Source organism: Agrobacterium tumefaciens, from assembly GCA_025559845.1.
Lineage (GTDB): Bacteria > Pseudomonadota > Alphaproteobacteria > Rhizobiales > Rhizobiaceae > Agrobacterium.
Genome location: CP048469.1, coordinates 438,762 through 464,018 on the forward strand (window position 1 = coordinate 438,762; position 25,257 = coordinate 464,018).

Annotated in this window: 25 protein-coding genes; 19 read left to right on the forward strand and 6 right to left on the reverse strand. The window is 57.5% G+C overall.

Annotated features, from left to right (window positions below; translation table 11 throughout):
* Positions 1-312 precede the first annotated feature (312 nt).
* The 8 genes from FY156_02105 to FY156_02140 all read left to right on the forward strand — a co-directional run bounded on the left by FY156_02105 (position 313) and on the right by FY156_02140 (position 7,477).
* On the forward strand, positions 313-1,290 hold the full coding sequence (locus tag FY156_02105) for a magnesium transporter CorA family protein (protein ID UXS00368.1): 978 nt from the start codon (positions 313-315) through the stop codon (positions 1,288-1,290).
* A gap of 15 nt (positions 1,291-1,305) precedes the next feature.
* Positions 1,306-3,225: a potassium transporter Kup gene (locus tag FY156_02110; GenBank protein UXS00369.1), complete on the forward strand. Its 1,920-nt coding sequence runs from the start codon at positions 1,306-1,308 to the stop codon at positions 3,223-3,225.
* A 146-nt stretch (positions 3,226-3,371) separates the two neighbouring features.
* Positions 3,372-4,520, forward strand: a complete 1,149-nt coding sequence (locus tag FY156_02115; protein UXS00370.1) for a cell wall hydrolase — start codon at positions 3,372-3,374, stop codon at positions 4,518-4,520.
* A 270-nt stretch (positions 4,521-4,790) separates the two neighbouring features.
* The gene (locus FY156_02120; GenBank protein ID UXS00371.1) at positions 4,791-5,156 is read left to right on the forward strand and encodes a F0F1 ATP synthase assembly protein; all 366 of its coding nucleotides are present in this window, start codon (positions 4,791-4,793) and stop codon (positions 5,154-5,156) included.
* A 64-nt stretch (positions 5,157-5,220) separates the two neighbouring features.
* On the forward strand, positions 5,221-5,970 hold the full coding sequence (locus tag FY156_02125; GenBank protein UXS00372.1) for a F0F1 ATP synthase subunit A: 750 nt from the start codon (positions 5,221-5,223) through the stop codon (positions 5,968-5,970).
* 72 nt (positions 5,971-6,042) lie between these two features.
* Positions 6,043-6,270, forward strand: a complete 228-nt coding sequence (locus FY156_02130) for a F0F1 ATP synthase subunit C (protein ID UXS00373.1) — start codon at positions 6,043-6,045, stop codon at positions 6,268-6,270.
* An 80-nt stretch (positions 6,271-6,350) separates the two neighbouring features.
* Positions 6,351-6,989 carry a F0F1 ATP synthase subunit B gene (locus FY156_02135; protein ID UXS00374.1) on the forward strand — a complete coding sequence of 213 codons (639 nt, stop codon included), beginning with the start codon at positions 6,351-6,353 and terminating at the stop codon, positions 6,987-6,989.
* A 2-nt stretch (positions 6,990-6,991) separates the two neighbouring features.
* The gene (locus FY156_02140) at positions 6,992-7,477 is read left to right on the forward strand and encodes a F0F1 ATP synthase subunit B (GenBank protein ID UXS00375.1); all 486 of its coding nucleotides are present in this window, start codon (positions 6,992-6,994) and stop codon (positions 7,475-7,477) included.
* 271 nt (positions 7,478-7,748) lie between these two features.
* Here the strand turns inward: FY156_02140 and FY156_02145 are convergent, their stop codons facing one another.
* Together FY156_02145 and FY156_02150 are read right to left on the reverse strand one after the other, a co-directional pair.
* The gene (locus FY156_02145; protein ID UXS02986.1) at positions 7,749-8,402 is read right to left on the reverse strand and encodes a ribonuclease HII; all 654 of its coding nucleotides are present in this window, start codon (positions 8,400-8,402) and stop codon (positions 7,749-7,751) included.
* A gap of 304 nt (positions 8,403-8,706) precedes the next feature.
* A complete protein-coding gene (locus FY156_02150) occupies positions 8,707-9,864 on the reverse strand; it encodes a PA0069 family radical SAM protein (protein ID UXS00376.1) in 1,158 nt (385 codons plus the stop codon).
* A gap of 286 nt (positions 9,865-10,150) precedes the next feature.
* Between FY156_02150 and FY156_02155 the strand changes: the two genes are divergently transcribed.
* Positions 10,151-10,669 carry a glycosyl transferase gene (locus FY156_02155; protein UXS00377.1) on the forward strand — a complete coding sequence of 173 codons (519 nt, stop codon included), beginning with the start codon at positions 10,151-10,153 and terminating at the stop codon, positions 10,667-10,669.
* Positions 10,670-10,694: 25 nt separating this feature from the next.
* Here FY156_02155 and moaB read toward each other — a convergent pair whose 3' ends face one another.
* The 4 genes from moaB to FY156_02175 form a co-directional block, all read right to left on the reverse strand.
* A complete protein-coding gene (gene moaB, locus FY156_02160) occupies positions 10,695-11,234 on the reverse strand; it encodes a molybdenum cofactor biosynthesis protein B (GenBank protein ID UXS00378.1) in 540 nt (179 codons plus the stop codon).
* A 27-nt stretch (positions 11,235-11,261) separates the two neighbouring features.
* Positions 11,262-12,140, reverse strand: coding sequence for a 4-(cytidine 5'-diphospho)-2-C-methyl-D-erythritol kinase (locus FY156_02165; protein ID UXS00379.1), 879 nt, complete (start codon positions 12,138-12,140; stop codon positions 11,262-11,264).
* 6 nt (positions 12,141-12,146) lie between these two features.
* Entirely contained in the window at positions 12,147-14,030 is a 1,884-nt protein-coding gene (locus FY156_02170; protein ID UXS00380.1) for a tetratricopeptide repeat protein, read from the reverse strand.
* A 121-nt stretch (positions 14,031-14,151) separates the two neighbouring features.
* Complete coding sequence (locus FY156_02175) at positions 14,152-15,168, reverse strand: polyprenyl synthetase family protein (protein ID UXS00381.1); 1,017 nt, start codon at positions 15,166-15,168, stop codon at positions 14,152-14,154.
* Positions 15,169-15,289: 121 nt separating this feature from the next.
* Here FY156_02175 and FY156_02180 point away from each other — a divergent pair, with 121 nt between their 5' ends.
* The 10 genes from FY156_02180 to FY156_02225 all read left to right on the forward strand — a co-directional run bounded on the left by FY156_02180 (position 15,290) and on the right by FY156_02225 (position 25,241).
* Positions 15,290-15,520 carry a DUF2007 domain-containing protein gene (locus FY156_02180; GenBank protein UXS00382.1) on the forward strand — a complete coding sequence of 77 codons (231 nt, stop codon included), beginning with the start codon at positions 15,290-15,292 and terminating at the stop codon, positions 15,518-15,520.
* Between the two features lie 5 nt (positions 15,521-15,525).
* Entirely contained in the window at positions 15,526-16,326 is an 801-nt protein-coding gene (locus tag FY156_02185; protein ID UXS02987.1) for a tRNA1(Val) (adenine(37)-N6)-methyltransferase, read from the forward strand.
* An 89-nt stretch (positions 16,327-16,415) separates the two neighbouring features.
* Positions 16,416-17,285: a S49 family peptidase gene (locus FY156_02190; GenBank protein ID UXS00383.1), complete on the forward strand. Its 870-nt coding sequence runs from the start codon at positions 16,416-16,418 to the stop codon at positions 17,283-17,285.
* Positions 17,286-17,310: 25 nt separating this feature from the next.
* Positions 17,311-17,505 carry a hypothetical protein gene (locus tag FY156_02195; protein ID UXS00384.1) on the forward strand — a complete coding sequence of 65 codons (195 nt, stop codon included), beginning with the start codon at positions 17,311-17,313 and terminating at the stop codon, positions 17,503-17,505.
* A 101-nt stretch (positions 17,506-17,606) separates the two neighbouring features.
* The gene (locus FY156_02200; GenBank protein UXS00385.1) at positions 17,607-18,563 is read left to right on the forward strand and encodes a glycine--tRNA ligase subunit alpha; all 957 of its coding nucleotides are present in this window, start codon (positions 17,607-17,609) and stop codon (positions 18,561-18,563) included.
* 84 nt (positions 18,564-18,647) lie between these two features.
* Positions 18,648-19,199: a LemA family protein gene (locus tag FY156_02205; GenBank protein ID UXS00386.1), complete on the forward strand. Its 552-nt coding sequence runs from the start codon at positions 18,648-18,650 to the stop codon at positions 19,197-19,199.
* A 50-nt stretch (positions 19,200-19,249) separates the two neighbouring features.
* Positions 19,250-20,527 (forward strand): 3-phosphoshikimate 1-carboxyvinyltransferase, encoded by a 1,278-nt coding sequence (aroA, locus tag FY156_02210; protein UXS00387.1) that lies wholly within the window; start codon positions 19,250-19,252, stop codon positions 20,525-20,527.
* 24 nt (positions 20,528-20,551) lie between these two features.
* Entirely contained in the window at positions 20,552-22,489 is a 1,938-nt protein-coding gene (locus FY156_02215) for a DUF2207 domain-containing protein (protein ID UXS00388.1), read from the forward strand.
* Between the two features lie 98 nt (positions 22,490-22,587).
* Positions 22,588-24,741, forward strand: a complete 2,154-nt coding sequence (locus tag FY156_02220; protein UXS00389.1) for a glycine--tRNA ligase subunit beta — start codon at positions 22,588-22,590, stop codon at positions 24,739-24,741.
* Between the two features lie 14 nt (positions 24,742-24,755).
* Complete coding sequence (locus tag FY156_02225) at positions 24,756-25,241, forward strand: DUF523 domain-containing protein (GenBank protein UXS00390.1); 486 nt, start codon at positions 24,756-24,758, stop codon at positions 25,239-25,241.
* The last annotated feature ends 16 nt before the right edge of the window (positions 25,242-25,257 follow it).

The following is a 25,257-nucleotide window of genomic DNA, read 5'->3' on the forward strand; positions in this document are numbered from 1 at the left end:
GCGACAATGGCTGTTTTAAATAATCCGGTTAAAACAGCCTGTTAAATGGACGTTGTTCGAAACTGATACCCACGTCATGACGTTTATGCAGGGAGCTGCCGGCACGTTTGAAAAAATAGTGCTTGATTCCGTGTGGCATAGGGCGCATACGCCAGCGCCGTTTGGCTCATGGATCGTCTGAATGCAGGCGAGACACAAAATCTGAAGCGTTGAATGTTTCTCTGAAGGAGACATTCCACGGTTTGCCGATAGCGAGTTGGATGTGTTAAGCAGCACTGCGGTCGTAGCGCGAACGCAGACCGGAGAAACGGATTGATAAAAGCCTATCGCGCCAATTGCGAGGCAATCGACCTGTCGCCAGACGATGGGATCGAACAGATTCCGGCCGATATCGTGTGGATCGATCTCGTCAATCCTGACAGAGCGGAGGAGGAGCGTGTCGAAAGTCTGCTTGGCCTCGATCTGCCGACCCGTGAGGATCTCAAAGACATCGAGCCTTCCAGCCGGCTTTACACGGAAGGCGGCAATGTCTTCATGACCGCCTCGCTGGTCTGGAAGGTCGATTCGGAAGATCCGCGCCTGACGGATGTCGCCTTCATTCTGGCTGGTGAACGTCTCGTCACGATCCGTTATGCCGAACCGAAATCCTTCAACCTGTTCATTTCCGCAATCACCCGCGTACCGCACGACATGCGCAGTGGAACCGCGCTCTTGTTGAAGCTGCTGGAAACCATTGTCGATCGCACGGCTGAAATTCTGGAAAATTCTGTGGTCGGCATCGACAACCTGGCTGCAGATATTCTCGGCAGCCAGTCGCGCAACAAGCGCAAGGCACCACGATATCTCGAAGATCGTCTCGCCAATATCGCATCCTATCACCGCCTGATCTCGAAGGTTCGTGACAGTCTGGCCTCGTTGGCGCGCATGCAGACGTTTCTGCACACGACGGTTCAGATTCAGAAGGACAAGGAAGCCAGGGAACTTGGCAAGTTGATCGTGCGCGATATCCAGTCGCTTTCGGAACACGCCTCCTTCATTTCCGGCAACCTGACGTTTCTGCTGGATGCGTCGCTCGGCATCATCAATGTCGAGCAGAATGCCATTATCAAGATTTTCTCCATCGCCTCGGTGGTCTTTTTACCGCCCACACTCGTGGCGTCGGTCTATGGTATGAACTTTGAGATCATGCCGGAGTTGAAATGGGCGATCGGTTATCCGGTTGCGCTGTTCATCATGGTGATGTCGGCAATCATTCCGTTTCTTTTTTTTCGTTGGAAGGGCTGGCTCTAAAGGGTCAGGATCATCATGTCGCAAGTCTTCGACAAAGACTCTACCGAAAAACCCGAGGCGGGTGAGGACCATGCAAACAAGGGCCTCTATGCGGCCATTCTGGGCTCCATCGGCGTTGTTTATGGTGATATCGGTACAAGCCCGCTTTATGCCTTCCGTGAAGCGCTGCGCCCTATTTCCCATGACGGCGTGACCACGGACGAAGTCATTGGTCTCACCTCTCTGATGATCTGGGCTTTGACGATCATCGTGACGTTCAAATATATCAGCCTTCTTTTGCGGGCGGACAACGACGGTGAGGGCGGGACACTCTCGCTCCTTGCCTTGTTGATGAAAACCGCGGGCACGCATCGTAGCGTCCTCATTTTTCTCGGCCTGATCGGCGCGGCGTTGTTTCTGGGCGACGCAATGATCACGCCAGCGCTTTCCGTACTCTCTGCTGTTGAGGGCCTGAAGCTCGTTACGCCGGCCATGGATGAGTTCATCATCCCGATCTCTGTCGGCATTCTGATTGGTCTCTTTGCCATCCAATCGCACGGTACGGGAACGGTCGCGAAATTCTTCGGTCCGATTACGGCAATCTGGTTCATCGTCATGGGTGGCATCGGTTTTGTTCACATCGCCGACGATTTCAATATTCTTTACGCATTCAACCCTTGGAACGCTGTCACGTTTTTGGCCAATGAGGGCTTTTACGGCATTGTCGTTCTGGGCGCGGTTTTCCTGACGATCACCGGTGCTGAAGCGCTTTATGCCGATCTTGGCCATTTTGGTCGCCGCCCCATTCAATGGGCGTGGTTCTGCCTGGTGTTTCCGGCTTTGACGCTGAATTATCTCGGTCAGGGTGCGCTGGTCCTCAAGGACCCGGCCGCAATGTCCAATCCGTTCTATCTGATGTTCCCGCAATGGGCGATTTTGCCGGCTGTCATTCTGGCGACGGCCGCGACCATCATTGCCAGCCAGGCAGTCATCACGGGCGCATTTTCTCTTGTTCGACAGGCCATCCATCTTGGCTATCTGCCGCGCATGGAAATTCTCTTCACCTCGGAAACCAATACAGGGCAGATTTATCTGCCGGCCGTGAATACGGTTCTGCTGTTTGGTGTCGTTGCCCTCGTTCTGACGTTCAAAAGCTCGGATGCACTTGCGACCGCTTACGGTATCTCCGTGACCGGTGCGATGGTCGTGACAAGCCTTATGTTTTTTGAGTTCGTTCGTAAGCGTTGGCAGTGGCCACTTTATCTCGCCGTCGGCGTGCTGGCGCCACTTCTCGCGCTCGAGCTTGTCTTCCTGGGTGCCAACCTCCTCAAGATTCACGATGGTGGTTACGTGCCAGTCCTGCTGGCGATTGCCTTTACGGTGATCATGACAACCTGGCAGCGTGGTTCGAAGATCCTGTTTGCCAAGACCCGCCGCACCGATGTGCCGTTGAAGGCGTTCATTGCGTCGGTAGAGAAAGAAAGCGCCCACGCTCCCGTTCGGGTACCCGGCACAGCGATCTTCCTTACGGGCGATCCGGAAACCGCACCGGCTGCGTTGCTGCACAATCTCAAGCACAATCACGTTCTGCACGACAAGAACGTCATCCTGACGATCCGCACCGAGGATCAGCCGCGCGTTCATCCCGAAGACCGTTATACGTTGACGAAGATGAGCGAACGTTTCGTGGTGGTTGAACTGCATTTTGGCTTCATGGAAACGCAAAACGTCACACAGGGTCTCGGTTATCTCAGGCGCACCGGCTACAAGTTCGACATCATGTCGACCTCGTTTTATCTCGGCCGTAGAAAGCTTGTGCCGGACCCGAAGTCGGGCATGCCGGGTTGGCAAAACCGCCTGTTCATTGCGCTTGCCGAAACGGCGGCCGACCCTTCGGATTATTTCCGTCTTCCGGCCAACCGCGTTGTGGAACTGGGCTCTCACGTCGTCATCTGACTATTAGAAACTGGTTACACATTAACGTGAAGCCGTATCCGTCCGCGGCGTTAACCAACCATCAAGGTTAATAAGAGATTCTCGAACGCATGTAACAAGTGTGGTTGCCTGTGTTCGGAGTGCGGGTTTTGCGTTCGAAAAGTGTCATGCGTCGTCGGTCCTTTGCGTCCGTTGAAAAATGGGCTTCGCCCGTTGTGTTCGGCCTGGCCGCCTGGCTAGCCTTTCCGTCATTCGCCGCGCGGGCGGATCTGGCCTCGCTGCTGGCGGGGCTGGACAGGGGAGGCGAACAATGGCGGATGGTGCTGACCAATTCACCGGCAGGTTCAGTTCATAACGCCTCGCTTGCATTTGATGAGGCCAAGGACACAACCCTCTCAGGCAGTGGCATGACCTTGCCGGATGGCCGAAAGGTTGCTTTCGTCACCAACAAGAAGGGTGAGGAAACGTCGCCGGACAGCGACCGCGTCAATCGCGCGGCAAAAAAGGGCCGGGTGGTCGCTACCGAGATCATGCAGCCGCCCAAAGCATTCACTGCAGGTTCCGTTCTACAGCGCACCAGCATGTTGGATATCGAGCCGTTGAAACGCCAGGACCGCGCCGGTTTCGTGAAATCGAAACGCAGCAATGACGTGGAACTGGCGTCTTTCTATTTCCGTCGTGAGGAAAAGAAGGCTGACAAATCAGTCTCTCCAATGCTGGCTGAACTGGTGACCAATCGCACGCCGGATATTCTTGCCACCGCCTATGCACCGGCCGAGCCGGATTTTGCCCGCGAGTCGCCGTTTGATGCGATTCTCAAGAAGCCGGATGCGGGTCGCTTTGTGCCCAAAATCGGTGAAGGCGATCACGCCTGGGCCGCGACGGCTCTCCCAGCCGACGTCTTCTCCGCTGCCGAACAGCAGTGCCTTGCATCCGGCATCTATTTCGAGGCCCGAGGCGAGTCCGTCAAAGGTCAGGCGGCTGTGGCGCAGGTTATCCTGAACCGTGTGCGTAACCCCGCTTATCCAAAGACTATTTGTGGTGTTGTTTATCAGAACCAGGATTGGCGCAATCGCTGCCAGTTTTCCTTTGCCTGTGACAACATCAGGGACCGCGTCAACTCGCAGCGCCACTGGAAGATGGCACGTGAGGTTGCGATGGCGACCACTTCCGGCAAGATCTGGCTGACCGAAGTGGGTTCAGCAACCCATTATCATGCGGTTTACGTGCGTCCCGCCTGGGGCAAGACGATGAAGAAGGTCGGGAGAATCGGCTTGCACGTCTTCTACCGGACGTATGGCGGCGGCTGGAGCTGATAAGCACCCGAAATTGTCGCATTTTTCGTGTCAAAAATGCCGATTCCCGCGACAAACATCACCTGCAAATGCCGATTTTGGCGCAAGCCATTGTTTTTCAATGATTAATTTGTGCTGAATCAAGCGGTGTCAGTGCCTTGACTACAGAAGCCCCTAAAACTATGTTGCGGCCGACTTCAGAGCGGGCTGGAACAGGCTTAATCCGTCACCGTTTACAACTCCAAAGGGTTCTGGCATGGCTGGAACGGAGGAAATGGGCAGGATTTCGAGATGACTAGCAACCGTAACGATAGTCTGGACGAGCGCCGCAAGCGCCTAGCCGATGAACTGGCGAAGGTGAAGGCGGAGGATGAGGCGGAAGAGAGGGCGGAGCGCAACGCAGCCGAAAGCCGAAAAGGCTTTGCGACGGCGATCAAGCTTTCCTCTGAGTTCATTTCGGCCATCTTGGTCGGCGCTATGCTGGGTTATCTTCTGGACTATTTTGCCGGCACGTCGCCGTGGGGGATGATCGTTCTTCTTCTTCTCGGTTTCTGCGCTGGCGTACTGAATGTGTTGCGCGCAGCAGGTGTGGTGGCAAAGCCGCCATTGCTGGAGAAGGCGGACAAAAAGGACGAGGGTGGAAAGCACGGTCTGTGACCAGCTTTTCGGATAATTGAGAGATGGTGCCGCTACGCGCGGCGACAGGTAAAGAGGGCAGCCGGTGGCAAACGATCCGACCCATCAGTTCTTGGTGCAGCCGATCATTCCGATCGAAATCGGTGGAGTCGATTTTTCGTTCACCAATGCGTCGCTTTTCATGGTCGCGACCGTCGCAGCCGCTTCAGGCTTTCTGTATTTCGCAACGTCGACGCGCGGTCTGATCCCGACCCGTATGCAGTCCGTCGCGGAAATGTCTTACGAATTCATCGCTTCGATGTTGCGTGAAGGCGCAGGCAAGAAGGGAATGGTCTTCTTCCCCTTCGTGTTCTCGCTGTTCATGTTCGTGCTGACCGCGAACCTTCTCGGCATGTTCCCGTATTTCTTCACGGTTACCAGCCAGATCATCGTTACCTTCGCGCTTGCCTGCCTGGTTATCGGTACGGTCATTGTCTACGGTTTCTACAAGCACGGCCTCCATTTCCTCGGCGTTTTCGCGCCGTCTGGTGTTCCGGCAGCACTCTTGCCGCTTGTCTCGGCAATTGAAGTGATTTCGTTCCTGTCCCGTCCGATCAGCCTCTCCGTTCGTCTCTTCGCGAACATGCTGGCCGGCCATATCACACTTAAAGTCTTCGCAGGCTTCGTTGCATCCATGAGCGCGCTCGGCGCGATCGGTGTCGGCGGCGCAATCCTGCCTCTTCTCATGACGGTCGCTATGACCGCTCTAGAATTTCTCGTTGCCTTCCTGCAAGCCTACGTCTTCGCGGTACTGACATGCATGTACCTGAACGACGCCGTGCACGGTGGTCACTGAGAAGTAAAGTCGCTGGCCCCGGCAATCGGGTGTCAAAAACAGCCGCAAACAACCATTTCGAAGGAGTCTCACATGGAAGCGGAAGCAGCAAAGTTCATCGGCGCAGGTCTCGCATGCCTCGGCATGGCTGGTACGTCTCTCGCACTCGGCCGTATCTTCGGTGATTACCTGTCCGGCGCACTGCGCAACCCGTCTGCTGCTGACAGCCAGTTCGGCCGTCTGGTATTCGGCTTCGCCGTTACGGAAGCTCTGGGCATTTTCTCGCTGCTCGTTGCTCTCCTTCTCCTGTTCGCTGTCTAATATCGGCATCAGGTTTGGATCACGGCTCGCAGATCAGCGTGCCGTGATCCTTCGCATTTGCAGTACCCCTGGAGGTGAGCATGTTCGTGACCGAGGCTTTTGCCCAGTCAGCACCGGCGTCAACTGAAACGACGACGCAAACACCGGCTGCAGGCCACGCAGCCCCGGAAGCAACGCATACGGAAACCGGCGTGGCGCATGGCGCCGAACACGGTTCCGGCGTATTTCCGCCGTTCGACCAGTCGACATATGCATCCCAGCTTCTCTGGCTGGCCATTACGTTCGGCCTTTTCTACGTGCTCATGCAAAAGGTCATCGTACCGCGCGTCGGCAGCATCCTTGAAGATCGCCACGGGCGCATCGCACAGGATCTCGACGAAGCGGCCCGGCTGAAGTCGGAAGCCGACGCAGCCGTCGAAACCTATGAAAAAGAACTTGCTGCTGCACGTGCAAAGGCGAGCTCTATCGGTTCTGCTGCTCGCGACGCCGCAAAGGCGAAAGCGGACGCTGACCGTGTTGCCATCGAGGCAGACCTTGCGGACAAGCTCGCAGCCGCTGAAAAGCGCATTGCCAGCATCAAGGAACAGGCTTTTGCCGACGTCGGTAATATTGCCGAAGAAACCGCGACCGCGATCGTTGACCAACTGGTTGGCGCCAAGGTCAAGGACACAGACGTTAAGGCTGCTGTTGCTGCCGCTTCGGAAGTGAAGGGAGTCTGATCATGGCGTTTGATGCATCATTTTTCGCTCTCGTCGGTCTCGTTCTCTTCTTCGTGCTGATTGCCTACCTCAAGGTTCCGGGCATGCTGGCGAAGTCGCTCGACGAGCGCGCGCAGAACATCACTGAGGAACTGGCGGAAGCCAAGCGCCTGCGTGAAGAGGCTCAGCATCTGCTGGCCGAATACCAGCGCAAGCGTAAGGAAGCTGAAGCCGAAGCTGCTGGCATTGTTGCCGCGGCTGAGCGTGAAGCGGCTGCTCTGACGGCTGAGGCAAAGGCAAAGACGGAAGAATTCGTCGCACGCCGTACGGCTCTTTCCGAGCAGAAGATCAAGCAGGCCGAAGAAGACGCCATTGGCGCTGTTCGTTCTGCTGCTGTCGACATCGCGATTGCGGCGTCCGAGAAGCTGATTGCCGACAAGACGACGGCTGCTGCGAAAGCAAAGCTTTTCACCGCCACCATCGGCGAAGTGAAGTCGAAGCTGAACTAAGTTTCCTTCAGTTGTAATTAAAAGAACCCCTCCGGCTTGCCGCGAGGGGTTTTTTGTTTCGCGTATTGGCGATGCGCCAGATGTGTTCGCGACCGTCCATAAACAAGCGGATTGCGGCGAGCAGTCATCTGTTTTCGTGACGAAGACGTGCACACACCAAACTCAGGGCGTTTCGCCGCTGGGCCATAAAAAATGCCGAGGTCATTCGATGAAGGCATCCCTTCAAAAGAAGAACCCAATGATCTACCGGCGGGAACGTCTGCGGTCTTGCTCAGTCCTGGCGCAGTGGCCGAAAGCTCATGCGATGCAGTGGGCAGGGGCCATGATCGTCAATGGCGCGCAGATGGGCGGCTGTGCCATAGCCCGCATGCCCCTCGAAGCCATAGGCGGGGTGCACCTGCGCGGCACGCTCCATCATCCTGTCCCTTGTGACCTTGGCAATAATCGACGCTGCGGCAATCGATAGCGAACGGCTGTCGCCTTTAATGACAGCCTTTGACCGGCAGGCGATGCCGGGGGGCATATCGCGTCCATCCGCCAAAACGAGAGATGGCGACACGGGAAGACCGAGCACGGCGCGTCGCATCGCGTCAAGGCTGGCGCGCAGGATGTTCATGTCATCGATCAGTGCTGGACCGGAGGAAGCGATGGAAACAAGCGAGGTTTCCATGATCTGTTTGAACAGCGCTTCTCGTTTTGCCTTGGAAAGCTTTTTTGAATCGTTGAGACCAGACGGAATATTGTCGGGGTCGAGAATAACGGCGGCTGCGACAACAGGCCCCGCAAGCGGTCCGCGCCCGGCCTCATCAGTCCCGGCAACGGGCCACAATCCGCCAGCCTTCGCCTCCAGTTCCAGGGAAAAATCCGGACCAGTGTCCAGCAGGTCGAAAAGAGCGGGAGAATCGGATGCGGTGCGGCGTTTCATGCGGCAGAAACTGGCACACACACCCGATCTCCTGCAAGCCCCCGGAAAGCGAGCGATGGGAAACAACCGGCCGATCAAGGGGCGTGGCGGGCTGCATCCACAGGTCTTCATGACCGTGATCCTCCAATGGGGCGGCAGGAGGAGTGATCGCACGCGAGGCGGCGGTTCCGGGGACATTATGACCGGCGCACCAGGGAAAACGCGTCGGACATTTCATTCAGCGTGTCGTGCAAAAGCATTGAGCGATTCAACGCTGACGACATGCGCGAAAACAGGCATCTGACGCGGGATATCCCCGCGCAGGTTAAAGTAGAGAAAGCTGTACGCCGGAACCCCCCGGTGGTTTGAACAGATCGTCGCGGAGAAGAATGCCGCGACGCACCAGTCCGAGCCGCTTCGTTGCCATTTCGAACCGCCGTCCAATCTGCCAGGCGTAAGGACCTGCGCCCTTCATGCGCTTGCCGAACTCGGCGTCGTAATCCTTGCCGTCACGCATGGAGCGAACGAGTGACATCACATGCCGGTAGCGGTCAGGATAATTCCGTAGCAGCCAGTCGCGAAACAGCGGACTGACTTCCAGTGGTAAACGCAACAACACGTAAGACGCCTCTGTGGCACCGGCGGCTTTGCCGGCTTCCAGTATCCGCTCGATCTCGTGGTCGTTGAGAGCAGGTATAACAGGCGCCATCATCACGGCTGAGGGAATGCCTGCGTCCGTCAAAGTCTTGATCGCCTCAAGCCGTTTTGCCGGTGTAGAGGCGCGTGGTTCCATCGTGCGCGCCAGCTTGCGGTCAAGTGTGGTAACCGAGATGCCGACCTTGACGAGCCCCTTACTCGCCAGGGGAGCGAGGATATCGATATCCCGTGTAATCAGCGCGGATTTGGTAACGATGGCGACGGGATGATCCGCCTCCGCGAGAACCTCGAGAATCTGGCGCATGATGCGCCATTCGCGCTCGATTGGCTGATAGGGGTCGGTATTGGTGCCGATGGCGATGACACGCGGCTTGTAGCCGGGCTTTCCGAGTTCTCTTTCAAGCAGCTTTGCCGCATCTGGCTTGGCAAACAGTTTCGATTCAAAATCCAATCCGGCAGACAGCCCCATATAGCTGTGTGTCGGGCGAGCAAAACAATAGATGCAGCCGTGTTCGCAGCCGCGGTAGGGATTGATGGAACGATCAAAAGGAATGTCCGGTGACTCGTTACGGGTGATGATAGAGCGTGGCTTTTCGACCTGCACTTCGGTGCGGAACTCCGGCATGTCTTCAAGCGTCTGCCAGCCATCGTCGAACACTTCATGCTGCAATTGCTCGAAGCGCCCGCCTGGATTGATGCCGGCCGCGCGTCCGCGCCGGCGGTCGATCTCGATGCGCAAGCCCGATGCGTCGGCCATCGCGTTGGCAATATCCTGCGTATAGCCAGGCTGAAAGGCAGCCTCGCCCGAAAGCATATGGTCTCTCATCTGGGTGCTCCTTAGAGCGCATGTGCCGAAAAGGCCCATGAAACGCCCTAAACCGTTCCTCGCCGGACAGCGACTTCATCGCCTCTCCGAATGATTAAATTCCTACTGCAAAAAAGAGAACAATACAAGAACAAAATATCGTTGATCGCATATCATGCTCGCCGGTTGTGATGCCACGCGGGCAAATATGGCGTCGCCATCGGGCGTTAATTTTAATGGAAGAGATCCTGTTTTCGAAATGCTGGTGCAGTGGCAATTTATTGTGCGATGCGTTAAAGCTATGCACATGTTGACAGTCATAATGGAATGCCGGGATCAGGAACCGGAACTGGCGCACACGCTTTCAGCGCTGGTGACCGGCGCTGTTGAAGGGCTGGTAAGCGATGTGGTGATCCTAGATCACGGTTCGCGCGATGGATCGTCGCGCGTGGCCGATGCCGCTGGCTGCCGTTTTTATGTGCAGTGGGACATTGATGACGTCATGCGCTCTGTCCGCGGCGAGTGGATTTTACTGGTGGAGCCGGGGGCACGGCCACAGACCGGTTGGATCGAAGATATTCTCGAATATGTCTCGATCAACAAGTCGCCAGCACGGTTTTCGCCGTCGCGACATTACAAACGCTCGTTCTTCAGTCGCATAGCGCGGCGTCAGCCGCCTTTGGAATATGGCTATCTCATGCCGAAGAAGCACGCCATGACGATTGCCAAACCCGGCATGAACCTGTCGCAGCTCGTGCACGCGCAAAAGCCACGCCGCCTGACAGCGGAACTGATACCATCGTGGGTCTTGAACGATGCGCGCTAATTGACGAAGAGATCGCTGGTGGCGGTTACGATTTGTCGCGTTTGAGATGTTCATCCAGTCGCGGCATGATTTCCACGAAATTGCATGGCATGTGTCGGTAATCGAGCTGCGCCTTGATGATGCCGTCCCAGGCGTCTTTACAGGCGCCGGGCGAACCGGGCAAAACGAAGATGAAGGTGGCATTGGCGACCCCTCCCGTTGCCCTGGACTGGATGGTCGAGGTTCCGATCTTGTCGTAGGAAATGCGGTGGAACACTTCCGAGAAACCGTCCATCCGTTTTTCGAACAAGGGTTCCAGAGCCTCCGGCGTGACGTCGCGCCCGGTAAAGCCCGTGCCACCCGTGGTGATGACGACATCCACGTCGTCCGAAAGCGTCCAATCGCGTACGGTTTCAAAAATCGCTGACTTGTCGTCCGGCACGATGGCGCGTGCAAAGAGCCGATGACCGGCCTCGGTGATCCGCGCTGCAAGTGTATCGCCCGACTTGTCGTTTTCCAGCGTTCGCGTGTCAGAAACAGTCAGAACCGCGATGCCGACAGGAATGAAAGGTCTTTCGTTTGTCATGGCATCGCCCTCGTTATGGATTGATCGTCAAATCGTTTGCGTGGCTTGAAAATACCAGTCCGGTTTCTGGTTCCTAAGGGATATTTCGGCTGCCTTGGCTGCATCAAGAGACTGAAAAAGGCCAAAGCAGGTCGCGCCGGAACCGGACATGCGGACGATTGTGGCGTCGTGCTGCGCGAGCAAGGCTGAAATCTCAGAGATTTCCGGCAAGAGGGCTCTGGCTGGTGCTTCAAGATCGTTGCGGCTTTCAGCAACGAATGTCAGCCAGTCTGTCTGTGGCTTTGCAGGCAGGGCAGGGTTGCTCTTGTTTTCTAAGCGTCGGAAAATGTCCGGTGTCGAAACAGCCATCAACGGGTTGGCGAGCACCAGAAAAAGCTTCGGAAGATCGGTGATCACCTCGATTTCTTCGCCGATGCCGCGGGCAATCAGCGATTGGCTTTTAAGGCACATCGGGACATCTGCACCCAGCCGCAAAGCAATCTTTTCAAGCGATGCCGGATCGATTTTTGCATTCCAGTGTCGCAACAGACCGCGCAAGGTCGCAGCTGCATCTGCAGAACCTCCGCCGATACCGGAAGCCACGGGCAGATTCTTTTCAAGATGAATTTCGACGGGCCGTATGTCGGTGCCCGCAAGAGCCTCGCGCAGCAGGTCGCGTGCACGGGTAACGAGGTTGTTGTTGCCGTCGCCAGCGCGAAGCACCTCGCCAAACGAACCGGAAATCGAAAAACTGTCCTCATTCGCATCGCGGATGCGAATCACATCGCCTGCGTCGGTGAAGGTCACCAGCGTTTCCAGAAGATGATAACCATCGGCCCGTTGGCCGGTCACATGCAGGGCGAGATTGATCTTGGCCGGAGCGGTTTCGATTGTCTCGACCGCTCCGGAAACGTCATTCGCTTGCATGCCGCGTCAGGATTTCTTGTCCGGATTTGCAGCGGGCGAAGGTGGGGCTGGCGGCGGCGGCGTAGCTTCCTTCTTTGCCGTGTTTTCGGCGTCCTTCTCCAGCGGCGGCAGACCGTTGGCGATCTTTTCCTGGACCTTGGCCTTGTCCACGTCGTCACTGTCGCCGATCAGCGCGCGGTTCCACTGATATACGGCCTCGATCTTGCGGCCAACGCGCCAATAGGCGTCGCCAAGGTGGTCGTTGATGGTTGGGTCGCCGGCCTTGAGTTCGATCGCCCGCTCCAGCTCGGTGACCGCCTCATCAAAGGCTCCGAGGCGATAATGCGCCCAGCCAAGTGAATCGACGATATAGCCATCGTTCGGACGAAGCTCGACAGCGCGGCGGATCATGTCCATGCCTTCATCGAGATTGACGTTCCGGTCTACCCAGGAATAACCAAGGTAATTGAGAACTTGCGGCTGCTCGGGATTGAGCTCAAGCGCGCGTTTGAAATTCGGCTCTGCCTTGTCCCATTCCTTCAGGCGTTCGTAAGCGATGCCACGCTGGAAGAACACGGACCAGTCGGACTTCTGTGGCACGGACCCGATGATCTCGATGGCTTTGTCATAGTTTTCCGCCATGGCCTTGTAGTCCTTGGCATCGGAAAGCACGCTGCCATAGGCGAGATAGGAGCGGATATCTTTGGGGTCGGAATCGAGCAGCGACTTCAGGTGCTGGCGTGCTTCGTCAACCTTGCCGGTCTGGGCAAGCGTCAAGCCGAGCTGCAATTCGGAGATGCGATGCATCGGCGAATCCTTCGGTACCTCGCGGTAGAAGGCAATCGCCCGTTCCGGTTGCTTCTGTGCTTCGGAAAGGCCGCCGAGCAGGATCAGCGTATCGGCACTGTTGGGGTCGAGGCCACGCGACGTCTGCAGATAGAGCGTCACGATTTCTTCTGCACCCTCACGGTTGAGCGCGCCGGCAATCGAGAACATGACCGATGCGGCACCCTCGACGGCGTTGGTCACCTGCTGGGTCGGCTTTTCGCCTTTCTCGATCGATTCGCGCAGTGCTTTCAGCGGCGCGTAGTTCGGTGCGAATGTATCGCCAACAGCGATGGCGTCGAGTGCCTTCTGCTTGTTACCGGCTGTCGCCTCGAGACGAGCCAGGGCCATTACGGCACGCATATAGGTGTCGGATGCCGTGGCACCACCCTCGCGGTCGGTCACGGCTTCGTTCAGGCTCTTGCGCGCTGCGTCGATGTTCCCGGCAACCAGCGCAATCGCACCGGCATTGTATTTCTGGAAGATCGAAATCCAGCCTGGGCCCTTCATGTTGTTGACGAGCGCCAGTGCCTCCTTCGGCTTGCCGGAGCCGGCACGCGCCCATGCGCTTAACAGCGTGTTGACCATACGGTCCAGATCGTTCGGGCCGGTATATTTCAGGATCTTCTCGGCCTTCGCGAATTCCTTGTCCTTGATCGCATCAAGGGCCCGCACGATGGTCGTCACGCGCTCAACCGAGGCGTCCTCTTTCAGCGTGTCGGCGATTTTTGCGCCAGCCTCGAAGTTGCCGCTCAGCAGTTCGGCAATCATCAGCCGTTGGCGAATTTCGGAATTGGCGGGATCGTATTCCAGCGCCTTTTTGTAAAGCGAGATTGCCGTTGCATAGTCCTGATCGACGTCGGCTGTGCGCGCGGCAAGAAAGGCGCCAGAGAAGGTATTCACTTTGCCCGGATCGAAGGTAACGGTCTTTTCTTCCGGTTTCGTCTCCGCGAAGCCGGGTGTTGCACCTGCCCCAATGGTGAGAGCGGCGATAAGAGCCGCGCTGCAAAGAAGACGGAATGCTGGTTTGCGCCGCATGAGGGAACCTTTGCCTTTGTGCAGAAGCACGGAAAAATCAGTTTCCATTGTTTGGTCACGACAGAATGGCTTTTTTGGAGCAGGCCCGCAAGAAATTATGGCCGACTAGCTCTGTCGAAAGCGCCAGACGGGTGAAGGTGTCACCCGCCTTTCAAGGTCGCGGCTTAGATCAGTTCAAACGCTCGATGCAGAAGTCGATGACTTCCAGAAGCGCGTTTTTCCAAGGGCTTTGCGGCAACGGAGCAAGCGCGTCACGGGCAATCGTCCCATAGTGGTTGGCGCGGCTGATCGTGTCGCCGAGGCCATTATATTTGGTGATAAGGCCCAGAGCTTTTTCGAGGTTTTCGTCGCTGCTCTCGCCTTTTTCGATCGCCGCGCGCCAGAAAGCCCGCTCATCTTCGGTACCGCGACGATAGGACAGGATAACCGGCAGGGTGATCTTGCCTTCACGGAAATCGTCACCGGTGTTCTTGCCGAGGTCAGCGGACTTGCCGCCGTAGTCCAGCACGTCGTCGACAAGCTGGAACGCAAGTCCAAGGTTCATGCCGTAGGACTTCAGCGCGCTGCGGCTTGCCTTGTCCGTTTTGGCGACGATCGGACCCACTTCGGCCGCAGCGGCAAACAGAGCTGCCGTCTTGGCGCGAATCACCTGAAGATAATCGTCTTCGGTTGTTTCCATGTTCTTGGCGACAGAGAGCTGCAGAACCTCACCTTCGGCGATCACGGAAGCGGCAGTGGAGAGAACATCCAGCGCTTCCAGCGAGCCGACATCGACCATCATGCGAAACGCCTGGCCGAGCAGGAAGTCGCCGACGAGAACGCTTGCCTGGTTGCCCCAGATCGTGCGCGCGGTGGATTTGCCACGGCGCAGGTCACTTTCATCCACGACGTCATCGTGCAGAAGCGTTGCCGTGTGCATGAATTCGACGCTGGTTGCCAGCTTGATGTGATGATCGCCCTCGTAACCGAACATCGAGGCGGAAGCCAATGTCAGCATCGGGCGCAGGCGCTTTCCACCGGAGGAGATGAGATGGTTGGCGACTTCCGGAATCATCTGGACATCGGAGCCAGCTCTGGAAAGGATAAGCTGGTTCACCCGTTCCATGTCAGGGCGGGTCAGATCGACAAGCGGCTTGACGGATGCGAGTTTGTTTTTGCTTTCTTCAAGCGGTATGACGACGCCCAAGGGACCGGACTCCTGTTCGAATTTGTATTCGACAATAAAAACTGGCGCTTGTCGCGGCAAGGGGCGAATTGCCGCGAGCCATTCAAAAAGATGGGAATTCAGGAATTAAGCAGGGTTATCCATGAAAGAATTGATCCGTACCAACGATGCCGTGCTGTTGTCCTTCGCTGAAAGTCTGATGAAGGATGCAGGTATTCATTGCTTGATTGCCGACCAGACGATGAGTGTTCTTGAAGGATCATTGGGGTTGTTGCCCCGCCGGTTTCTGGTGGAAGAGGACCGCGCCGATGAGGCGCGTCAGATTTTCGTGGATGCCGGCCTTGGCGACGAGTTGCGGGAAGAGAAGGCGTGACAGGCGTGTCAGGCGAGAAATCCGAAACAATCGACGCTTTTCACCGTGGCCGCTTTCATGTTCTCCAGCCAAAGGGCAGGGGTCATCGGGCCGGCATGGACGCAATGCTTCTTGCCTCGCTGGTCGCCGATGGAAAGCCGTGTCGCGTTGCCGATCTTGGTGCAGGTGCGGGAGCTGCCGGCATGGCGGTTGCCGCGCGGCTGGAAAAGGCCGAAGTAACGCTGTTCGAGCGTTCACCTGAAATGGCCGAGTTTGCGCGCCGCAGCCTGGCCCTGGCGGAAAACGCGGCATTTTCCGCGCGCGTCTCCGTGCAGGAGGCGGATGTTACCTTGCGGGCCAAAGCCCGTGCGGAAGCTGGCCTGCTGAACGAGCATTTCGACCACGTCATCATGAACCCGCCTTACAACGATGCCGGCGACCGGAAGACGCCGGATGCGCTGAAGGCTGAAGCGCATGCCATGACGGAAGGACTGTTCGAAGACTGGATCAGGACGGCCGGTGCGATTACGGTGTCGGGTGGACAGCTTTCGCTTATTTCCCGGCCGCAGTCGGTGGCCGAGATCATTGCCGCCTGCGGACGCCGGTTCGGCGGCATGGAGATCACCCTCATTCATCCCCGCCCGGGAGAAGATGCCGTCCGCATGCTGGTCACAGCCATAAAGGGGTCTCGGGCGCGACTGTCCTTTCGGGCGCCACTTGTCATGCATCAGGAGGATAACCACGCCTTCACATCCGTCGTAGATGACCTGAATAACGGCCGTATCGCTTATGTCCGCAACGTCAACACAATGGGTCGCAACAGATAAATATCGCAAACCCATTGCGTTAGAACCATTGTGTTTTCCGGCGCGATACATACATCGGTTCGGAACAGAGTGGTTTGAGTGAGGATTTAATGGCCGGTTTTCTGAAGCGTCTGGTGCCGAAGCGGTTTCGCAAGCAGGAGACGGTTATTCCCGTGGTGCGCATGCATGGTGCGATCATGGCCGGTGGCAGCCAGTTCAGGCCTGCTCTCAACCTCGCATCCTACGCGCCGCTCCTGGACAAGGCGTTTTCCATCAAGGACGCGCCTGTTGTCGCCATCTCGCTCAACTCGCCGGGCGGTTCGCCGGTGCAGTCGCGTATGATCTACAATCGCATCCGCCAGCTTGCCGAGGAAAAGAACAAGAAGGTTCTGATCTTCGTCGAGGACGTCGCGGCCTCCGGCGGCTACATGATTGCGCTGGCTGGTGATGAGATCATCGCCGATCCGACATCCATTGTTGGCTCCATTGGCGTGGTTTCCGGCGGCTTCGGTTTTCCCGATATGCTGAAGAAGATCGGTATCGAGCGACGCGTTTATGCGGCCGGTGAAAACAAGGTCATCCTCGATCCGTTTCAGCCTGAAAAGGAAGGCGATATCGAGTATCTGAAGTCACTTCAGGTCGAAATCCACAATGTTTTCATAGATATGGTGAAGATGCGTCGTGGCGCGAAGCTGAAAGATGAGCCGACGATTTTCTCAGGACTGTTCTGGACAGGTATGCGTGGCCTTGATCTCGGCCTGATCGACGGGCTTGGCGACATGAAGGATGTCCTGCGCCGTCGTTACGGCGACAAGGTGAAGCTGCAGCTCATTTCCGGTGCCCGTTCCCTGTTCGGCAAAAAAGTGCCGGGCGTTGATGCCGCTCTTGGCATGAATGCCGAACGTCTCGCCGCAGGTGCGGTGTCGGGGCTTGTCGAGGTCGCTGAAGAAAAGGCATTGTGGTCCCGTTACGGCCTATGATGTTTCGGGAATAAAGCTTTTTCTGATGGCACAGCTCATTACAATTTTCATACTGGTGGTTGGGGCCATCATTCTCTATCGCCGCTTCGTCAGCGACGCGCAAAAGCTGACGGCGAAGTCTCGTCAGCGCGAAAAGGAACGCGAAACCGGAGCGATTGGTACGCTCGTCAAGGACCCTGAAACCGGCGAATACCGTGTGAAACGAGAAGACGAGCCGTAAGCGGGCACCAAGGTGCATAAATCCTTGACCCCTTGGCTTTGGCATGGCACCTGTCCGCATCCGAAGTAACTCAATGCTTACTTACCCTTTTTAGAGCTGCGATGACTGCAATGACCGATGTTCCAGACCATATGAACCCCAAGCGTTCCTTTCAGGCGCTGATCCTGACGCTGCATAACTACTGGGCCGACAAGGGCTGCGCGGTTCTGCAGCCTTACGATATGGAAGTGGGCGCCGGTACATTCCATCCTGCAACGACGCTGCGCGCGCTCGGACCGAAACCGTGGAAGGCAGCCTACGTGCAGCCGTCGCGGCGTCCTTCTGACGGTCGTTACGGTGAAAACCCGAACCGTCTGCAGCATTATTATCAGTATCAGGTCATCCTGAAGCCGAACCCGTCCAACCTCCAGGAACTCTATCTCGGTTCGCTTAAGGCCATCGGCCTTGATCCGCTGCTGCACGATGTGCGTTTTGTGGAAGACGATTGGGAAAGCCCGACGCTGGGTGCCTGGGGTCTGGGTTGGGAGTGCTGGTGCGACGGCATGGAAGTGTCGCAGTTCACCTACTTCCAGCAGGTGTGCGGTATCGAATGCTCCCCGGTTGCCGGCGAACTGACCTACGGTCTGGAGCGTCTGGCGATGTATGTTCAGGGCGTTGATAACGTCTATGACCTGAACTTCAACGGCCGCGAGGGCGACGAGAAGATCTCCTATGGCGATGTCTTCCTCCAGGCGGAGCAGGAATATTCGCGCCACAACTTCGAATTCGCCGATACGGCCATGCTGCATCGTCACTTCATCGACGCGGAAAAGGAATGCCAGGCCCTGCTCGCTGCCGGTGCACCGGGCGATTCTGGCGCTCTGCACAAATGCGTTCTGCCTGCCTATGACCAGTGCATCAAGGCAAGCCATGTCTTCAACCTGCTCGATGCGCGCGGCGTCATTTCGGTGACTGAACGTCAGAGCTACATTCTGCGGGTGCGGACGCTGGCAAAGGCATGCGGCGAAGCTTTCCTGCTGACGGATGCAGGTGGTGCGAACTGGAACAAGGCCGCCTGAGGATTTATGATCGTCAGGTGATGACGGCGGTTCAGACACGCACTATCGTGTCACCCGCCAAGGTTTCATGAGGGGGGATCTGAAATGTTCATCACGCTGGCAATCATTGCGGCGATCGCGCTCTATGTGGTCTTCATCTATAACGGCCTCGTCAAGGCGCGGCAGATGAAGGAAGAGGCGTGGTCCGGCATCGACGTGCAGTTGAAGCGCCGCGCTGACCTGATCCCCAACCTGATCGAGACTGTCAAAGGTTACGCCGCGCATGAAAAGAGCACCTTCGAAGAGGTGATCGCCATGCGCAACCGTGCACAGGCTGTGCCGGCTGGCGATGTGGAAGGCCGCGCCAAGGCGGAAGGCCTGCTGTCGCAGGCCCTTGGCAAACTCTTTGCTCTGGCGGAAGCCTATCCCGATCTCAAGGCCAACACCAACTTTCTGGAATTGCAGCGCTCGCTCGAGACCATCGAGGGCGAAATCCAGATGTCGCGCCGTTATTACAACGGTGCCGCACGCGATCTGAACGTGAAGGTGGAGAGCTTCCCCTCTAATCTGGTGGCTGGACAATTTGGCTTTGCAAAAGCCCCTTACTTCGAAATTGAAAACCCGGCTGACCGTGCCGTGCCCACCGTAAAATTCTGACCTTTCCGCCCGTTTTCATCGCGCGGCAGAACCATTGCAGAAAAAGACCCATGATTGAATTGACCATCACACCGCCCGGCCATCCGCTTTCCGGCAGGGTAGAGCCGCCCGGCTCGAAATCGATCACCAACCGCGCGCTTCTGCTTGCCGGTCTGGCGAAAGGCAAAAGCCGTCTCACCGGTGCCCTGAAAAGCGATGATACGCTTTACATGGCGGAAGCGCTGCGGGCGATGGGCGTCAAGGTCACTGAACCTGATGCGACGACCTTTGTGGTGGAGAGTACAGGTGTTCTCCAGCAGCCGGAGAAACCGCTGTTTCTCGGAAACGCCGGTACGGCCACGCGCTTTCTCACCGCCGCTGCGGCGCTTGTGAACGGGGCCGTCATCGTTGACGGCGACGAACACATGCGCAAACGGCCGATCATGCCGCTGGTCGATGCGTTGAGGTCCCTCGGTATCGAGGCGGATGCGCCAACCGGCTGCCCGCCGGTGACGGTGTGTGGCAAGGGCAACGGCTTCCCGAAGGAAAGCGTCACCATCGACGCCAATCTCTCCAGCCAGTATGTCTCGGCGCTTTTGATGGCTGCCGCCTGCGGCGACAAGCCTGTCGACATTATTCTGGCCGGTGAAGAAATCGGTGCGAAGGGTTATATCGACCTGACCACCGCTGCCATGGAAGCTTTTGGCGGCAAGGTTGAACGGGTCAGCAATGCCATATGGCGCGTGCATCCGACGGGTTACAAGGCCACCGATTTTCACATCGAACCGGATGCCTCCGCTGCGACCTATCTCTGGGGCGCCGAACTGCTGACCGGTGGCAGGATCGATATCGGAACTCCGGCCGAAAAGTTCACGCAGCCGGACGCCAAGGCCTATGAGGTCATGGCACAGTTCCCGAACCTGCCGGCCGAAATCGACGGCTCCCAGATGCAGGACGCCATCCCGACCATCGCTGTTCTGGCTGCATTTAACGAAACGCCGGTGCGTTTCGTCGGTATTGCCAACCTGCGCGTAAAGGAGTGCGACCGTATCCGTGCCGTCTCGCTCGGGCTCAATGAAATTCGGCAGGGACTGGCGCATGAAGAAGGCGACGACCTGATCGTGCACGCCGATCCGGCGCTGGCAGGCCAGACAGTCAAGGCTTCCATCGATACCTTCGCCGATCACCGCATCGCCATGAGCTTCGCACTGGCAGCGTTGAAGATCGGCGGTGTCGCCATTCAGAACCCGGCCTGCGTGGGCAAGACTTATCCGGGCTACTGGAAGGCGCTCGCCTCGCTTGGCGTCGATTATAGCGAAAAGGACAGCGCTGCCGAACCGCAGCATTAAATTGGTTTAAGGAGGGTCGCCCCGTTGAAGATCGTCGCCGCAAGACTTCTCGCGCTGTTCGTCTTCCTCGGCGTGGCCTTTCCCGCCTTTGCCGAAGAATTCATTCGCTCCTATCACTCTGTCGTGGAAATCGCCGGGAACGGCGGGCTGACGGTTACGGAAACCATCACGGCCCGTGCGGAAGGTCAGAACATCAAACGCGGAATTTTTCGCGATTTCCCGCTTTATGCGCTGGATGCGAACAACCGGCGCACCAAGGTGGATTTCAACGTTGTGTCTGTCGAGCGTGACGGGGCGCCGGAAAACTGGCGCACCGAAAACATCGATGGCGGTATCCGCATCTACACCGGCAGCGCCGACCGATTTCTGACGACCGGCGAACATATCTTCCAGATCACCTACACGACCGCACGGCAGATCCGTTATTTCGACGACTACGACGAACTGACCTGGAATGTCACCGGCAATGGCTGGCAGTTTCCGATGGGCGAAATATCCGCAACCATTGTTCTGCCGGATGGGGTGCGTGCGACCGATACCGCCGTCTTTACCGGCGCTTACGGCGCAAAGGGCTCAGATGCCCGTGTTCTGAACGAAGGAAACGAGGTGTTCTTCGCCTCTTCACGTCCGTTTTCAGTCGGCGAAGGCATGACCATCGCAGTTAAGTTGCCGAAGGGCGCAATCGCTGCCCCCGATTCTTCGCAGGAAGCGGGCTGGTGGTTGCGCGACAATCTGGCGATCCTGCTTTCGGGTGGTGGGTTGTTGGCCGTCCTGCTCTATTATCTGCGGGCCTGGTTCGCCGTCGGGCGTGATCCGGCCAAGGGGGTTATCGTTCCACGCTGGGATGCTCCGGACGGGCTTTCGCCCGCACTGGTCAATTACGTCGATAACAAGGGCTTCTCTGGCGCGGGCTGGACGGCGCTTTCGGCATCCGCCCTTGATCTTGCGGTCAAGGGCTATGTGGTTCTCGAAGACCTAAAGACGTCCATCGTCATTCGCCGGACTGAGAAACAGCAGGGTGGGGAGTTGCCTATAGGTCAGAAAACGCTGCTCTCTTCCATCGGCGGACCGGGTAAAACGCTGACCATCGACAAGGCGCATGGCACGCAAGTCGAGACCGTTGGAAAACAGTTTCGCGCGGCCATCGAAAAGGAACATCGCGGCAAATACTACAAGAGCAATGCTGGCTACACGATATTCGGCATCATTCTCAGCATCGTCATTGTCGTCGCAACACTGGTGTTTGGGGAGCTTGATGAAAGTGCCATCGCCGCTGTCCTGGTATTCGGTTTCTTTGCGTTTTTTTTCAGCATTCTGTCGATTGGTATCGGCAGGCAGTTTTCGCGGGGCGCACCGTTGCGCAAACGGATCGGTGGCATCGTCATGCTGGCTTTCGCCGGTTTTGTCGCCTTCTCTGCCATCGGCGGTATCGCCACGCAGCTGCTGCTGGATGTGACACATGACACGAAGTCGCTGGCGCTTGCCGCGATGGGTGGCATCGTGCTTGTGAACGCTCTTTTCCTGTTCCTGATGGGAGCACCCACGCCGCTCGGTCGCAAGCTGATGGATGGTATCGAAGGGCTACGCACCTATCTGACGCTCGCCGAAAAGGACCGGATGAACCTGCGCGAAGCGCCAACGATGTCGCCGCAGCATTTCGAAACGCTGTTGCCCTATGCGGTGGCGCTCGGTGTCGAAAAGCCATGGAGCCGCACGTTCGAAACATGGCTTGCAACGGCTGCAGCCGGTGCCGCTGTGGCGAGCTATGCGCCCGGCTGGTACGCCGGGGGGCACTACGGCAGTTTCGGCGACCGGATTGGTGGCTTCTCCGCATCGATGGCAAACACCATCGCCTCCACGATCCCGCAGCCGGTCAGCTCTTCCGGCTCCAGCTTTTCCGGTGGTGGCGGAGGTGGTTTTTCCGGTTCCGGCGGCGGCGGTGGCGGTGGTGGGGGGTGGTAATCCCAGCAGGTGGTAATTTAACCGATTGCTGATGACTTTTGCTGCTGGTCTTGCTAAGTCCGCCACACTCTTTTGAAACAGATTAAAGTCCTGATCCCATGCCCGATCTTCTGCTAGAACTCCGCTCCGAGGAAATCCCGGCCCGCATGCAGCGCAAAGCTGCCGGCGACCTGAAGAAACTCGTCACCGATGCGCTGGTGGAAGCGGGGCTGACCTATGAGGGTGCGCGCGAATACTGGACGCCGCGCCGTCTGACGCTGGATATTCGTGGCCTGAACGCCCGCTCTGCCGATGTGCGCGAGGAGAAAAAGGGGCCGCGAACCGACGCCAACGAAAAGGCGATCGAGGGCTTTTTACGTGGTGCGGGTCTCAGCGACATTTCGCAGGCGCAGGTCGTTTCTGATCCGAAGAAGGGCGATTTTTACATCGCGATCATCAATAAGCCGGGTCGGCCTGCCGAAGATATCATCGCCGAGGTGATGCCCGGTATCATCCGTTCGTTCCCCTGGCCGAAGTCGATGCGCTCCGGATCGGCTTCCATGCCGAAAGGCTCCAGCTACGGCGGCGTAGAGGGCAAAGGATCGGAAAGCCTGCGCTGGGTTCGCCCGCTGCAGTCCATCGTCTGCATGTTCGGCCCCGAACATGACGAGACGCAGGTTATCCCGTTTGCGATCGACGGCATCGTCGCCGGCAACGTGACCTATGGTCATCGCTTCCATGCGCCTGGCCCGATCACCGTGCGCCGCTTCGAGGATTATGTTGCGAGCCTCGAAAAGGCCAAGGTCGTTCTGGATGCAGAACGCCGCAAGGATATCATTCTGCATGACGCCAAGGATCTGGCTTTCGCCAATGGTCTGGAGCTGGTGGAAGACGAGGGCCTGCTGGAAGAGGTCTCCGGTCTCGTTGAATGGCCGCAGGTGCTGATCGGCACCTTCGAGGAAGATTACCTGCAGATCCCGGCAGAAATTATCCGCCTGACGATCAAGACCAACCAGAAATGTTTCGTAACCCGTCCGCAGGGTGCGACCGAAGGGCTCTCCAACCGTTTCATTCTGGTGTCGAACATTGAAGCCATCGATGGCGGTAAGGAAATCATCCACGGCAATGGCAAGGTCGTGCGCGCCCGCCTTTCAGACGCCAAGCATTTTTGGACCCGCGACCAAGGTGACCTGCCGGACCTCGATACGCTCAAGGATTCCGCTGCCAAGTTCGGTCTCGATCTCAAGAAGCCGCTCGATCAGCGTATGGCCAAGCTCGACGCGCTCAACGTTACCTTTCATGCCAAGCTCGGTTCGCAGGGTGAACGCGTTGCGCGTATTCGCGGTTTGGCCAAGCAGCTTGCGCAGATCGTTGGTGCCGATGCCGCGCTCGTGGACCGTGCTGTCGTTCTTGCAAAAGCAGACCTGCGCACGGAGGCTGTCGGTGAGTTCCCTGAACTTCAGGGCTTGATGGGCCGAAAATACGCAACCCTGCAGGGTGAGGACGAGAGCGTCGCCACGGCAATTGAAGATCACTACAAGCCGCAGGGTCCGTCGGACCGGGTACCGCAGGATAAGGTGGCGATCGCAGTCGCTCTGGCAGACAAGCTGGACACGCTGGTCGGCTTCTGGGCAATCGATGAGAAGCCGACGGGTTCGAAGGACCCCTATGCACTTCGTCGTGCCGCCTTGGGCGTCGTGCGCATCATCTTGGAGCGCAACGTCAGGCTGCCGCTGTTGAGCGTCGTCAAGGATGCGGATCTTCTGACGTTCTTCCATGATCGTCTGAAAGTCTACCTCCGTGATCTCGGCGCACGTTACGACCTGATCGAAGCGGTGCTGACGCCGGAGTCCGATGATCTGCTGATGGTTGCCCGCCGTGTCGAGGCGCTGACGGCTTTCATTACCGGTGAGGATGGCAAGAACCTGTTGGCAGGCACCAAGCGCGCCACGCAGCTTCTCGCGGCCGAGGAGAAGAAAGGCACCGTGGTTGCCGATGGCGTGGCGGAAGAGCTTCTGAAGCTCGATGCCGAAAAGGCGCTTTACGCGGCGATAAAGTCTGCGTCCGCCGATGCCGCCAAGGCAGTTGCGGGTGAAGACTTCCGCTCGGCCATGCAGGCCCTTTCGACGCTGCGCGCTCCCGTTGACAAGTTCTTCGAAGACGTTCTGGTCAACGATGAAGACGCGGCCATCCGTGCCAACCGTCTCGCGTTGCTCAAGGCCATCCGCGAAGCCACCGGCACGGTTGCCGACTTTTCCAAGATCACGGGTTAAGGCAGAACGCGCTGATGGTGGGAAAAATCCTCATCAGCGCCTGCCTGCTCGGCCATGCCGTACGTTATGACGGCAAGGGAAAGCCCCTTTCTCATCCCGCTATCGAGCGATGGAAAGACGAGGGCAGGCTGGTAACAATCTGCCCGGAAATGGCAGGCGGCATGCCAGTACCAAGACCACCCGCTGAAATCGAAAACGGCGCGTCCGGCCTTGATGTGCTGGAGGGCCGTGCCCGTGTGCTGGAAGTTACCGGCGGCGATGTGACCGACGCATTTATCGCCGGTGCCAGAAAGGCGCTGGCATTTGCGCGGCAGAACGATTGTACGCACGCGCTGCTGATAGATGGCAGCCCATCCTGCGGCTCTCTGGCCATCTATGACGGTTCGTTTTCAGGCAGCAAACACGCTGGCAACGGCGTAACCGCAGCGCTTTTGCAAAAATCTGGCATCGCCGTTTTTTCCCATGTCGACGTCGACACGCTGGAGGCTCTGACAAAATAAAAACGCCGGGAAAGAC